Raw genomic sequence first — 12,755 nt, forward strand, 5'->3', positions numbered from 1 at the left:
AAACAAATGCGGAAGTATTAACCGTGTGTTCGGTTTGTGTATAGTTGTAATGGCAAACGGTAAAGTTGATTTCTTCAACGACACTGGCGGCTACGGTTTCATCTCGACGGACGATTCGGACGACGACGTGTTCTTCCACATGGAAGACGTTGGCGGCGACGATCTTACGGAAGGGACGGAAATCGAATTCGATATCGAACAGGCCCCTAAGGGCCCTCGCGCGAAGAACGTCCTTCGGACGTAAGCACGTTTCACGTCGTCGCCTAACGGGCGACACTGTGTAACGACGTTTTCTCTTGTACCCAAACCTTCGAGAGCAACAGCTATTTTCAGAACGTGAGTCTCCGGCCGATAAGTGTTCAGAGTGGTGAGACAGCTAACAGTATATCCAGCACTGAGAGAAAAAACCGGTGGGACGACGCGGATTCAGTCGCGAGATTCCGACGAATCGAACTCCTCGTCGAAACTGCGGTAGGTGATAGTCAACCGACCCGGAGATTGAGACTGCACCGCATCTCGGAGTGCCTCGAACGAATTGAGGAGTTCAGTTGCGTCTTCCGTCCCGTCTCGGACAGTGCGCGATTCCTCTCGAATCGTGTCGTAGGCGTGCGCCAAGATACGACGAGTCGCAGTCGCGTCCGTCGGAGATTCGATTTCGAAAGCAGCCTCGTGGTTCGACATGCTTGTCATTGGGTCCATACCGGGTTAACACCCCGTATCAGCCAGAATCTAGACACGAGAGAAGACAGAGTCGACACCGGGAATAGCGAAAACAGCGGAGATAGCGAAACAACAGAGACCGCGAAACAGCGGAGACAACAAAAAATAGCAAAAACGCCGCGACAGCGCCGAAGGCGTCGAACGGAGTGCTCGACGCTTATTCGAGGTCGAAGCGGTCGAGGGTCATGACCTTGTGCCACGCGTCGACGAAGTCGTGGACGAACTGCTCTTCTGCGTCGTCAGCGCCGTAGACCTCGGCGATAGCGCGAAGTCGGGCGTTCGACCCGAAGACGAGGTCGACACGGGACGCCTCGTACTCGACGTCGCCGGTCTCGCGGTCGCGAATCTCGAAGACCTCCTCGTCTTCCGAGGCGGGTTCCCACTCGTAGCGCATGTCGAGCAGGACGTCGAAGAAGTCGTTGGTCAGCGTCTCTGGCTGGTCGGTGAAGACACCGAGGTCGGAGTCCTGGTAGTTGGCGTCCAGCACGCGCATGCCGCCGACCAAGACGGTCATCTCGTCGGCCGACAGCGTCAGGAGGTCAGCCTTGTCGACGAGCAGTTCTTCCGCCGAGCGGTCCTGCTCGTCACCGTCGGTGAGGTAGTTGCGGAACCCGTCGGCGTCCGGTTCGAGCCACTCGAAGGACTCGACGTCGGTCTGTGCCTGCGTTGCGTCGGTGCGACCGGGTTCGAACGGAACTTCGACATCGTAGCCAGCGTCCGCTGCCGCCTGTTCGACGGCCGCACACCCACCGAGGACGATGAGGTCGGCGAGCGAGACCCGAACGTCGTCGGACCGGCTGCCGTTGAAGTCTTCCTGAATGCCTTCGAGCGTCGAAAGCACTGTCTCCAGTTGTTCCGGCTCGTTCACGTCCCAACTGCGCTGCGGTTCGAGACGGATACGAGCCCCGTTCGCGCCACCGCGCTTGTCGCTGTCGCGGTACGTCGACGCCGACGCCCACGCGGTCTTGACGAGTTCCGAGACCGAGAGGTCCGAGGCCAGAACCTCCTCTTTGAGCTCGGCGATTTCTTCGTCGCCAATCAGGTCGTAGTCAGCATCGGGGAGAGGGTCCTGCCAAATCAGTTCCTCGTCCGGGACCTCTGGACCGTGGAAGCGCTCCGGTGGGCCCATGTCGCGGTGGGTCAGTTTGTACCACGCCTTCGCGAAGGCTTCCTGGAACTCGTCGGGGTTCTCGTGGAAGCGCTTGGCAATCTCCCGGTAGTCCGGGTCCTCCTTGAGGGCGAGGTCCGTCGTCAGCATCATCGGAGTCTGCTTCTTCGACGGGTCGTGCGCGTCCGGCGCGGTGTTCTGTGCCTCTTCGTCAATCGGCGTCCACTGCCACGCACCGGCGGGGCTCTTGGTGAGTTCGTACTCGTACTCGAACAGGTTGTCGAGGAAGCCGCTGTCCCACACGGTCGGCGCGTCGGTCCACGGACCTTCGAGGCCGCTCGTAATCGTGTCGGGACCTTTGCCGGAGACGAAGTCGCTCTCCCAGCCGAGGCCCTGCTGTTCGATGGGTGCCGCTTCCGGGTCCTCACCGAGGTGGTCGTCGGGCGCAGCGCCGTGGACCTTCCCGAAGGTGTGGCCGCCGGCGATGAGCGCGACGGTCTCTTCGTCGTTCATCGCCATGCGCTTGAACGACTGCCGGATGTATTCTGCCGCCTTCTCCGGGTCAGGGTCGCCGCCGGGGCCCTCCGGGTTCACGTAGATGAGACCCATGTGGTCCGCGGCGAGGTCGCCTTCGAGGTTGCCCGCTTCGTCGTGGCGCTCGTCACCGAGCCACTCTTCTTCGGGACCCCAGTCGACGCCCTTGTCGGGCTCGAAGGCGTCTTCGCGTCCGCCGGCGAAGCCGTACGTCTCGAATCCCATCGACTCCAGGGAGACGTTTCCGGCCAGGACCAGCAGGTCAGCCCACGAGAGTTTCTGGCCGTACTTCTGCTTGACCGGCCAGAGCACGCGACGTGCCTTGTCGAGGTTGACGTTGTCGGGCCAACTGTTGAGCGGGGCGAAGCGCTGTCGCCCACCGGATGCACCGCCGCGACCGTCACTGGTGCGGTAGGTACCGGCGCTGTGCCACGCCATCCGAATCATGAGCGGCCCGTAGTGCCCGTAGTCCGCCGGCCACCAATCCTGGGACGTCGTCAACACCTCCTCGATATCCGACTTCACTTCTTCGAGGTCGAGTTTCTCGAACTCCTCGGCGTAGTCGAAGTCGTCGCCCACCGGACTGACGTCGCGGGCGTTCTGGTCGAGAATATCCAAGTTCAACTGATTCGGCCACCAGTCTTGGTTAGACCCATTCATAGACGAACGATTGTTGCTTTTGGGTGATAAGATTGTCTAATTCGAAAACGAAGTCTTCGTCACAGCCCAAGCAATCTTTTGTATTTGTGAATATCGGTCGTGCGAGTACGGCCAACAAGGATTCGTATGACTCGGCGGTCCCAGCCCGACTAAGGAGTCCAATACCGGAGGATTGACCGCGGTCGAATCCGTATACGGAAGCCCGATGTAGCCGGCGGCTCGCCATCGTCGGTGTCAAGCCACCACTGCAAGCAGAGTAGAATCTTCCAGTGGTGCTGGTGGTTTGTTGATGGTTAGTGGTGGAGAAGCTCGCTGGGTTGATTATTGGTAGCAACCAACACATAAACGACGTAGTAAACCATTATTTAGAAATCATAAAATGAATAAATTACCTTAAATATCTGTTCAACCTCTATTCAATATTGTTCTAACTAAGCAACACCATAATGCTGTGTCAGCTTCAATGTATGCTAAAAATCGGCTTGTCGAATATTAGGTTGTGAAACAAATAGTCCGATATTCTCGGGTACTGGCCACTCAAGACAAGGATACACATTTGCCATAGTGTTTTAGAGCTAGTTTGTGAGCAGACATACACAGACGGGGTGTCTAGACCACCCAACTTTTCAAAATACTATTGTTATTTTCATGCAAGAGCAGAGTCCGCCAGGATAAGTGTGTCCGCAGATATTTTCTATGTAAAATTCCATATATTATGTCCATTTCGAATCAAGTCGCCGCCCGCCTGGCAGGTGTATGAAAAAGCCCGACAGACATTACAAGAGTACGAATGTAACGTCCAAAACAAACCAGCGATAAGTGTAACTTCCAGTGGTGTTTTTCAATACCGAACACCCCGAACTATGCGATTACTTGTCATCTAGGTGTATTAGTCATGCATCAAGATGTATTTTGTATCCAGAGCAGATCCTCCGTGTAGAATCGTCATGTTTCCTACTCCGGAGACTTGTCCGGAGTTCCGGCTGCGTTCGGTATCGGAAAACAGTGGCCGACCACGACTACACTGACGAGTGCTTGAGCGTGAGTTCGATTTCGTTCGCTTTCTCCAAGAGCACTTGCGCAATCTCCTCGGCCCGCTGCTCGTGGTTGATTCGATTGGCGGGGCCAGCGACACTCATCGCACCGATGGGCTGTCCGTCGTCGAGTCGAACGGGGACACCGATAGCGTACAGCCCCCTCAGGTGCTCGTCCCGGTCGATGGCGTACCGACGCTCGCGAATCGCTTCGAGTTCGGCTTGGAGGCTTTCGACCGAGGTGATGGTGTGCTCGGTTTTTCCAGGCAGACCGTGTTGGTCGATAACGTCCGCAACGTGGTCCTCGGGCAGGTACGCGAGGAGGGCCTTTCCAGCGGTCACGTGGTTGAGATACACGCGATTTCCGATTCGCGTACTCGTCTCGACCGCGTGGTCACCCGACTCCCGAACGATGAACACGCCGAGCCCGTGCTCCTCGACGAGATACTGGCATAGCTCACCCGTTTCGTCGGCTACTTCTCGGACCTTCTGTCGGATTAACTGGTATCCGGGCTGCCGCTGTCGAGCGTACTCCCCGTGGTCGAGCAGGCCGAGTCCGACGTAGTAGACGTCGTCTTCTTGAACGACGTATCCGTACTCTTCGAGTGATTTCAGGTGGTTGTACGCAGTACTCTTGGAAACGTCGAGTTCCCGGGCTAGCTCGGACACACCAGCCCCATCGAGTAGTTGAAGCGTCCGAAGTAACTCCGCCATCCGCGCGATGGACTTGACCGGAACATCCGCGTGCGTGCTCATAGTTAACATTCAAATCCGTGCTACTTCACCGTTTCGCATTGCCGAACGAAGAATGGTACACAATAACATAGACCATGGACGCCCCATACTGAGTTGCTTCAGTCGGCGGCAAGCCGCCGGAGGTGCAAGGCAAGGTTTCGTTATGGAAAACAGTGAGACACCGGACTCAGCGTGCGAAAGTCGCCGAATTCTCCATGAGGATTAAATACTAGTACCACCTCATCCGCAGCAGAGGCATGATAGAGATTGACTCGGTTCGAAAGGTGTACAACGAAGACGTCGTTGCAGTCGGCGACGTGTCGCTCACGATAGAAGAAGGAGACTTCGTGAGCGTCCTCGGCCCATCTGGCTGTGGGAAAAGTACACTGCTGTTCATGCTCGGCGGGTTCATCGAACCTACATCCGGGACGATTACGGTAAACGGGGAACAGGTAACGTCCCCTGACCCGTCCCGTGGGATGGTGTTCCAAGAGAGCGTGCTGTTCCCGTGGATGACCATCAAAGAGAACATCACGTGGGGCATGAAGGTGCTCGGCGTCGGAGAAGAAGAGCGCGAACGAGAGGCAGAAGAGTACATCGAGATGATTGGACTGTCGGGGTTCGAAGACGCCTATCCGAACTCCCTGTCCGGCGGCATGAAACAGCGGGCCGCGATGGCGCGTGTCCTCGCCGTCAACCCCTCTGTCCTCCTGATGGACGAGCCGTTCGGTGCCCTCGACGCGCAGACGAGAGAGATGATGCAGCACGAACTGCTCGATATCTGGAGTCAGACCGGACAGACCTGTATGTTCGTCACCCACAGTATCGACGAGGCGCTGTACCTCTCAGACAAAATCGTCGTGCTGAGTTCCCGACCGAGCAGCGTGGAGTCAATCATCGACGTGAGCGAGCACTTCGAACGTCCGCGGGAAAGCGACATCCGAGAGACGGAGACGTTCACCGAACTCCGGCAACAGCTCTGGGGAATGATTCAAGAAGAAGTGACGGTGTGAACAGCGGTCAGACTTCGGCAAGCGCCATCGTGTGAGAGACGCTCGAATTCGAGACGCGTAACTGTGTGAAAGGAGCCAGCAGCGGTCGAGTACTGCGAAGAAAAACGTCGATACCCGTCGATTCCGACGAGACGGTGGCTGTGCCGCTATTCCTCTTTCAGCTCTTCAGAGCCAGTCCACACGTTCCACGTGTGTTCGTTCTTCGGCCACCGGCGAGCGGGTTTGCCACCTTCCTCGGGTGCGTCCTCCATGTTCGCAGTCAGTTCGATTGGGTAGCCGTCGGGGTCCGGGAAGTAGAGGAAGAAGTTGTCACCGGGACCGTGCCGACCGGGACCGCGATAAATCGGGTGGTCGATTTCGCGAAGCCCCTCTTCAGCGGCCTTGAGCGCCTTGAAGTTGGGAACCTCGAACGCGATGTGGTAAATCGGCCCAGTCGTCGGCAGCATCGGCGGGCCGTCCTCGGGGAGTTCCTCCTCGAAGTCGTGCAGGTCGATGTCGAGTTCGCCGCGCTCTTCGAGCACGTCGAGTTCGGCGTCGGACATCTGTGTAATGTTCATTTCGTGGTGCTGTGCCTGTGCTGCGACGCTCGGCGTGCGAAGGAATGCAACGCTGTCTCCGATGCGGTCTGAAACCTCCATGTTGAGGACGTTTCGGTAGAACGCAACGGACTCGTCGATGTCGCGTACTTTGATGGCTATATGGTCTAAGCCCATGTTCTCGACAACCATACGAATCTGAGGATTACGCCCATTGCTAACTAGCTTACGGTTCTGGCAGAGACACACTAGCATGACAAGAGGACGCCTGTAGCACTTGCCACCCAAGCCACCACCCTTTCGGCAAACTGGGAGACACCGACTAGATACTCGGCGTAGACAGAGCCTCCACAGTCGTTTCGACCAGACATCGTTCGCCTGAAACTCTACGCCGAAATGTAAGTTATCAAGTAACATCCGCAACAGTTTTTATCGTTCTCTCAGTCTGTAACGGTGCGTATGGAGAAAGCAGGCCTACTAGTGCCTCTGTTCCGGAGGCAGATGGAGCATTGTCAGGTAAACGACTCAGAGACCGTTGCATTGGTCACAGACGTGAAGAGTCCCAGGGAGTACGTCGGAGCGGGATTTGCGGCCGCTCAAGACCTCGGCGCCGACGTTTTCGAGGTACAAGTTCCCGAGTACGGACGCAACTCCGTTGGTCCGGAAATCTCGACTGGACAGGGTGGCACGCTCCGCCTGCCGGAAGGTCCCGTCGAGGCGTGCAAGAACGCGGATATGGTGTTCGACTTCACGCTCGAAGGATTCATCCACGTACCGGAGCGGACGGAGATTCGCGATTCCGGAACCCGAATCCTCCGGGTCGGTGCTCGCGAACCGTTCTACCTCCGTCGTCTCATGCCGTGGACCGAAGACGAAGCACAGGCGGTCAAGGAGAAGGTGCAAAAACACAGCCAACTCCTCGCCGAGACCGACGAGATGCGTATCACGTCCGACCACGGCACGGACGTGACGATGCAAGTCGAGTCGGACACCGCGTTCGACTCCTACGGCTTCGTCGACACGCCGGGCAAGTGGGACGTCTGGGGGCAGAACATGGTGTCGAACTACCCGACGAACGTCGAGGGAACCATCGTCATCGCGCCCGGCGACTACAATGTCGTTCCGTTCGCGGACTACGTGAACTCGGCTATCGAGTGCGTCATCGAAGACAACTACATCGTCGAAATCAACGGCGAGGGCGGCGACGCCGAACTGATGCGCGGCCACATGGAGAGCTACGACGACCGCGACGTCTTCGCGACGAGTCACTTCGGCTGGGGGCTGAACCCCCACGGGAAGTTCTACGACATGGCACTTCACGACCGGAAGCCCGACGAGACGGGCGTCAGCGCGAGTGAGGGTCGCGTCTGGTCCGGGAACATGCTCTGGAGCACGGGGCCGAACACGCACATCGACCGGTACGCGCCGTGCCATTACGACATCGCACAGAAGGGATGTACCGTCTACCTCGACGGGACGCCCGTCGTCGAAGATGGCACCGTCGTCGAAGACATCGTCTAATCGCAACCGTAGAGCCGCCAGCGCCGCACCGCCGACGAAGTAGTCACGGGTAGCACGAACACCGGTTCGTCTGAAGACGCGACACACTATTTTCACCGCCGACGGCGGCTTTAGCCACGAATTCCGTACTGTTGGGTTTGAGCCTCGACACGTGCTGTTTCCGGTCGGGTTGGCACGTGCCGTTGCCGTGTAGCCTCAGCACTGAGTGTACGCGCAGTTCGTGTCCTCCGCGCTGAGTGTGCGCGCACTTCGTGTGGGGCAGACCCGAAGTGAACGCATACACGCTGAGACAGCACCACACGGTCACGACTGGGGCGCTGGAACACGAGACGAGGGAATGGTCGGCTGCTCGGAGAAACCGACAGTACGGCCTCTCAGGAGGGAGAGGCGAGTCCACGCGAAACAGACGGAAAACGGAGAAAAAAGAGGGCCGCGCAGCGAGGTTACATGTCGATACTGACGTCGCCCGCCCAGAAGAGCAGGCGTCCGCGGAGGCGTGCGAGGATTTGGTCGAAGACAATCCCGAGAATCGAGATGAGCACGACGCCCGCGAACACGGTCTCGTACTCGAACGACCCCTGTGCTCTGATGATGAGATAGCCGATTCCCTGGCTGGACGCGACGAGTTCCGTCACGACAGTCACGATGAGCGCGATAGGCATCGCCATCCGAATCCCCGAGAAGATGTAGGGGAGACTCGCGGGGAGGACGATGTCGCGGAAGATTTGGGTGCGAGAGGCACCGAAGTTCTTGCCGGACCAGATGTGGAGTTTGCTCACGCTCTGGACCCCGTAGTACGAGCCGAGCAGGATGGGGATGAGCGACTCGATGAAGATGATGACCAGCTTCGGCGCGTGTCCGAGGCCGAGGATGGCGAGGAGCAAGGGGTAAAACGCGATGCGTGGAATCGGGTAGAGCGTGCTGATGAGGGGGTCGAGAACGAACTCTACGCGGTCGTCAGAGCCCATCCACAGCCCGATTGGAATCCCGACGACGATGGCGGCGGTGAAGCCGACGAACACCCGGAAGAGAGTCGCAAAGATGTCCGAGTACGCGGTGCCCTCGGTGACGAGCATGGTGTATAGCTGGACTGCGACGACCTCGACGCGGGGGATGAGCGGCGGGCCGAACGACGACGTGACGAGGAGCGCGCCGAGTTCCCAGAGGACGAGCAACCCGAGGATAGAGAGGTATCCAATCGGGAACGTCGTCTGTTCCGCCCAGTCGTTCAGGCGACTGAACCACGCTTCACCGCGAGATTGGACGCTCATCGCTCGTCACCCTCCTGGTAGTAGAGGAGTCGGCGACGAATCAAAAGCAGCAGGCGGTCGTGGAAGACCCCGAACAACGCAATCACGGAGATTGAGCTGAACATGAGTTCGTAGTTGTTGAACTGTCTGGCCTGCAGTGCAAGCTGTCCGAGACCGAGGTCGGACTGAATCAGTTCGGCCGAGAAGACGACGATGAACGCGAGCGCGAGCCCGACGCGCAGCCCCGAGAGAATCTGCGGGAGGCTGTCGGGGATGACGACCTCCGTGAGAATCTGGAACCGCGACGCGTCGAAGTTCTGCGCCGACCAAACGTGAAGCTCCGGGACGCCTCGAACCCCGTCGAACGTGTGAATGTACACGGGGTAGAACGCGGCGAGGAACACGACAATCGCCTTCGACATGAACCCGATACCGAACCAAATCACGAAGATGGGGAACAACGCAATCTTGGGAATCGGATAGGTCATCGAGACGAGTGGGTCGAACAATCGCCCGAAAAGGGTAATTCGACCCGTGAGGACGCCGAGGACGATCCCGAGTGCAGCGCCCCCAAAGAACCCTACGTAGACGAGTTGAAGCGTCGCCCACGCGTTCTTGATGAGCGTCCCCTCCGCGAACATCACAAACAGGTGGTTCACGATAGTCGTCGGCGCGGGAACGTACACCGGCAGCGCCCCGACGAATCCGAGTGCTTGCCAGAGGAACAAGAGAGCGAGGACCGGTGAGCTTCGAGTGAGCACCCCGACAGCCGCTTTGACACCCTCTGGAACGGACCCGAACTCGCTCCTGTTTGTCGATTCAGTTTTCATAGTCTCTCTCCCTCGACGATACCGCACTGTTCTGCTCGCTCGAACCCATGCATCATGCGTGCTATCAATAGTGACGACAAGTGCAAAAAGTGTATCTGTCGGTTCCGGCAGAAGCTGAAGGGTTCGTATCAACTGATTCAAACGACTGGGAGCAAGTTTTATCGTGGCACCTGTTCGAATGGTGAACGATGACAAAGGGAGGAGACTCCGTAGCACGCGTGCTCGCGGAGAACGACGTTTCTGAGACCTACGTACTGCTCGGCAATCAGACGGTAGACATCGCCGATGGACTCTTCGAACGCGACATCGACGTGGTCACGGCACGCCACGAGTACAACGCGGCCGTTATGGCGGACACCTACGGACGGCTGACCGGGAGTCCCGGTGTCGCAATCACTGTTGCTGGACCCGGTGCGACGAACGCGCTGACGGGTGTCGCACAGGCGTACACCGCTGCGTCACCGATGGTGCTCGTGAGCGCAGTGTTGCCGGAAGACGCGCCAACCGAGTCGCTGCACGGCGTCGACGACCCCTACTTCGTCCAGAAGGCGTTCGAGCCAGCGACCAAGTGGAGCACGCAGGTCCACGACCCCGAGCGTGTTCCCGCCGCACTCAACCGGGCGTTCGACGTGGCGACGACCGGTCGCCCCGGACCGGTGTTCGTCGGCATCGACGAAGAAATCCTCATGGAGACGGTGGACATCCCCGAATCGGCGTTCGAGTGGACACACATCACCGAGACGCCGCCGTCGGCCGAGGCAGTCGTCGACGCGCTCGAACCTATCGAACGTGCCGAGAAGCGAGTGCTCTACCCCGGAAAAGGCGTTCTCCGGGCGTTCGCGACCGACGAACTCGTCGCAGTCGCCGACGCGCTCGACTGTCCGGTCGTCTGTCCGCGGCACTATCCCGACTCGTTCCCGAACGACCACGAGGCGTTTGCGGGGACGGTCGGGATGTCCGACCATCCGGCCGCGGTTGCCGCCCTGTCCGAGGCTGAGGCGGTTCTCTCCGTCGGCGTTCGGCCGAGTTCCCACGAGGCCGCCGTGCTCGACGACCGCACGCCCGACGGCGTGGACATCGTCTACTTCGACTCCGGTGCGGTCGAGTTCCCGCAGTCGGACGCGGCGGCATTCGTCAACGGCGACCTCTCGACAGTGCTCGGTGCGGCGGCAGACGTGCTGTCCGAGACCGCAGGGACGACCGACCCCGACTACCGAGCCACTGTCCGCGCAGAGGTCGAGCGCGTTACCGAGGAGGTGGACGCGTACCTCGAAGCAGTCCGTGACCAGACGCCGATTCACCCGCTCGTCATCATGGCCGAGCTTCGTGACGTGGCCGACGACGACGTGATTATCACGGGGGACGCGGGGGCGGCCGGCGGCGCGTGGCCGAACGACGCCTTCGAATACCGGGCGACGAACTCCTTCCAGCACTCCCGGCTGTACGATTCCATGGGGTTCCCCGTTCCGGCCGGGAACGCCGCAAAGCTCGTCGACCCCGACCGACAGGTGGTCAACCTCATCGGCGACGGTGGGTTCCTGATGTGCAACATGGAGCTGGCGACGGCCGTCGCAACCGAGACCGACGCCGTCACCGTCGTGATGAACGACGCAAAATACGGGATGATTTGGAACTACCAGCGCTCCGACGGGCACGCCGAGATTGCGACCGATATCCCACCGACCGACATCGCGGCGATGGCGGAGTCGTTCGGCGTGCGGGGCGTCGCCGTCGAGCACCCAGACGAGGTTCGTCCGGCGCTCGAATCGGCGCTCGAAGCGGACGAACACGTCGTCCTCGACGTACACATCGACCCGACGGCCGAGTACGTCTCCCGGAAGGTCTGGTAGAAAACGGCGTGGGTTGCACAAGAATCATGGTGTCCGCCCACAATCGAACCATGTGTTACCATGCCAGTAATGGAGCCAACGCCGGAGGATATCGACCTCCGCGCGATGAACTACGAGGCCGACGACGGAATGGAACTCGACGGATTCGAGATTACGAGCGAATCCGAGACGTTTCACGGTGAACACACCTGCGTCATTTTCCTGCACGGACTCCGCGGATTCGCACTCGGTGCGGGCATCTCTCCGGTCGCCTACCCACTCGCTCGGGAGGGGATTCGGTGTGTCTCCATCAACAAGCGAAACAGCGGGAAGGGCTACGAGACGTCAGACTTCGCCGAGCTCGACCGCGACATCGCGGGTGCAGTCGACTGGGCGACGGACAACGGCGCGACGGAAGTCGTCATCTGGGGCCGGAGTCTCGGCGCGACCGAGGCGGCGTACTTCCAAGGGAAGCGAAACGACCCGGACGTGGACGCGGTCGTCCTCGCGGCACCCTTCGCCGACATCCGAGAACGGTCGACGAGGGGCTACTTCGAAGCGGTCTCGGACGACGCCGACGCGGCGTACGAGAACTTCGTCAGCAACGCCCGCGACCTCGTCGATGCCGGTCGCGGAAACGAAATCGTCGCGCTGCCCCGGCCGGTCGGCGGCGACATCGAATACATCCCGATGACTGCTGAGTCGTTTCTCTCGTACCGGTCGCCGGAGAGCAAGTGTGCGACCATCGACTGGACGCCCGACATCGAGGTTCCGATACTCCTCCTCCCGCACTCGTCGGACCGAAACGTCACCCCGGCCGAGGCGGAGGAAATCGCCGAGACGGCGACCGCAAGTCGGCTCGTGGAAGTCGAGCCAATCGCGGCCGACCACTTCTTTACCGGAAGCGAACGACAGGTCGCAGACCTCACCGCGTCGTTCATCGAACGCGCTCGCGAGTAGGGGTAAGCGCCTGCGTCGAATCTGC

The 12,755-nt window shown here is 59.5% G+C and carries 11 protein-coding genes; 5 read left to right on the forward strand and 6 right to left on the reverse strand.

Annotation, left to right across the window (positions count from 1 at the left end):
- Window positions 1-49 precede the first annotated feature (49 nt).
- Window positions 50-244 carry a cold-shock protein gene (locus C453_RS18400; protein ID WP_007540843.1) on the forward strand — a complete coding sequence of 65 codons (195 nt, stop codon included), beginning with the start codon at window positions 50-52 and terminating at the stop codon, window positions 242-244.
- A 182-nt stretch (window positions 245-426) separates the two neighbouring features.
- On the opposite strand, the gene C453_RS18405 is transcribed toward C453_RS18400, so the two are convergent.
- The 3 genes from C453_RS18405 to C453_RS18415 form a co-directional block, all read right to left on the reverse strand.
- Complete coding sequence (locus C453_RS18405) at window positions 427-681, reverse strand: hypothetical protein (protein ID WP_008326949.1); 255 nt, start codon at window positions 679-681, stop codon at window positions 427-429.
- A 196-nt stretch (window positions 682-877) separates the two neighbouring features.
- Window positions 878-3,022, reverse strand: a complete 2,145-nt coding sequence (katG, locus tag C453_RS18410) for a catalase/peroxidase HPI (RefSeq protein ID WP_008326950.1) — start codon at window positions 3,020-3,022, stop codon at window positions 878-880.
- A gap of 1,019 nt (window positions 3,023-4,041) precedes the next feature.
- Complete coding sequence (locus C453_RS18415) at window positions 4,042-4,812, reverse strand: IclR family transcriptional regulator (protein ID WP_049907888.1); 771 nt, start codon at window positions 4,810-4,812, stop codon at window positions 4,042-4,044.
- Window positions 4,813-5,048: 236 nt separating this feature from the next.
- Between C453_RS18415 and C453_RS18420 the strand changes: the two genes are divergently transcribed.
- Window positions 5,049-5,804, forward strand: a complete 756-nt coding sequence (locus C453_RS18420) for an ABC transporter ATP-binding protein (protein WP_008326954.1) — start codon at window positions 5,049-5,051, stop codon at window positions 5,802-5,804.
- Between the two features lie 146 nt (window positions 5,805-5,950).
- Here the strand turns inward: C453_RS18420 and C453_RS18425 are convergent, their stop codons facing one another.
- Window positions 5,951-6,532 (reverse strand): VOC family protein, encoded by a 582-nt coding sequence (locus C453_RS18425; RefSeq protein ID WP_008326956.1) that lies wholly within the window; start codon window positions 6,530-6,532, stop codon window positions 5,951-5,953.
- Between the two features lie 360 nt (window positions 6,533-6,892).
- On the opposite strand from C453_RS18425, the gene C453_RS18430 reads away from it, so the two are divergent.
- Window positions 6,893-7,861 carry a M29 family metallopeptidase gene (locus C453_RS18430; protein WP_206536616.1) on the forward strand — a complete coding sequence of 323 codons (969 nt, stop codon included), beginning with the start codon at window positions 6,893-6,895 and terminating at the stop codon, window positions 7,859-7,861.
- A gap of 443 nt (window positions 7,862-8,304) precedes the next feature.
- Here the strand turns inward: C453_RS18430 and C453_RS18435 are convergent, their stop codons facing one another.
- Both C453_RS18435 and C453_RS18440 read right to left on the reverse strand, forming a co-directional pair.
- The gene (locus tag C453_RS18435) at window positions 8,305-9,132 is read right to left on the reverse strand and encodes an ABC transporter permease (protein WP_008326959.1); all 828 of its coding nucleotides are present in this window, start codon (window positions 9,130-9,132) and stop codon (window positions 8,305-8,307) included.
- Window positions 9,129-9,941, reverse strand: coding sequence for an ABC transporter permease (locus C453_RS18440; RefSeq protein ID WP_008326961.1), 813 nt, complete (start codon window positions 9,939-9,941; stop codon window positions 9,129-9,131). The genes C453_RS18435 and C453_RS18440 overlap by 4 nt, the downstream gene beginning before the upstream one ends.
- Before the next feature lie 188 nt (window positions 9,942-10,129).
- Between C453_RS18440 and C453_RS18445 the strand changes: the two genes are divergently transcribed.
- Window positions 10,130-11,791 (forward strand): thiamine pyrophosphate-binding protein, encoded by a 1,662-nt coding sequence (locus tag C453_RS18445; RefSeq protein ID WP_083881634.1) that lies wholly within the window; start codon window positions 10,130-10,132, stop codon window positions 11,789-11,791.
- Between the two features lie 69 nt (window positions 11,792-11,860).
- Window positions 11,861-12,730: an alpha/beta hydrolase family protein gene (locus C453_RS18450; RefSeq protein WP_008326971.1), complete on the forward strand. Its 870-nt coding sequence runs from the start codon at window positions 11,861-11,863 to the stop codon at window positions 12,728-12,730.
- Window positions 12,731-12,755: the final 25 nt, after the last annotated feature.

Origin of the sequence: Haloferax elongans ATCC BAA-1513 (assembly GCF_000336755.1) — an archaeon.
In the GTDB taxonomy this organism is placed as follows: Archaea; Halobacteriota; Halobacteria; order Halobacteriales; family Haloferacaceae; genus Haloferax; species Haloferax elongans.

What these genes read in the sequence shown, in the direction of transcription:
- C453_RS18435 (WP_008326959.1), bottom strand. Translation starts at nt 9,132, where the DNA reads ATGAGCGTCCAATCTCGCGGTGAAGCGTGGTTCAGTCGCCTGAACGAC.
- C453_RS18440 (WP_008326961.1), bottom strand. Translation starts at nt 9,941, where the DNA reads ATGAAAACTGAATCGACAAACAGGAGCGAGTTCGGGTCCGTTCCAGAG.
- C453_RS18415 (WP_049907888.1), bottom strand. Translation starts at nt 4,812, where the DNA reads ATGAGCACGCACGCGGATGTTCCGGTCAAGTCCATCGCGCGGATGGCG.
- C453_RS18450 (WP_008326971.1), top strand. Translation starts at nt 11,861, where the DNA reads ATGGAGCCAACGCCGGAGGATATCGACCTCCGCGCGATGAACTACGAG.
- C453_RS18400 (WP_007540843.1), top strand. Translation starts at nt 50, where the DNA reads ATGGCAAACGGTAAAGTTGATTTCTTCAACGACACTGGCGGCTACGGT.
- C453_RS18420 (WP_008326954.1), top strand. Translation starts at nt 5,049, where the DNA reads ATGATAGAGATTGACTCGGTTCGAAAGGTGTACAACGAAGACGTCGTT.
- C453_RS18405 (WP_008326949.1), bottom strand. Translation starts at nt 681, where the DNA reads ATGTCGAACCACGAGGCTGCTTTCGAAATCGAATCTCCGACGGACGCG.
- C453_RS18425 (WP_008326956.1), bottom strand. Translation starts at nt 6,532, where the DNA reads ATGGTTGTCGAGAACATGGGCTTAGACCATATAGCCATCAAAGTACGC.
- C453_RS18445 (WP_083881634.1), top strand. Translation starts at nt 10,130, where the DNA reads ATGACAAAGGGAGGAGACTCCGTAGCACGCGTGCTCGCGGAGAACGAC.
- katG (WP_008326950.1), bottom strand. Translation starts at nt 3,022, where the DNA reads ATGAATGGGTCTAACCAAGACTGGTGGCCGAATCAGTTGAACTTGGAT.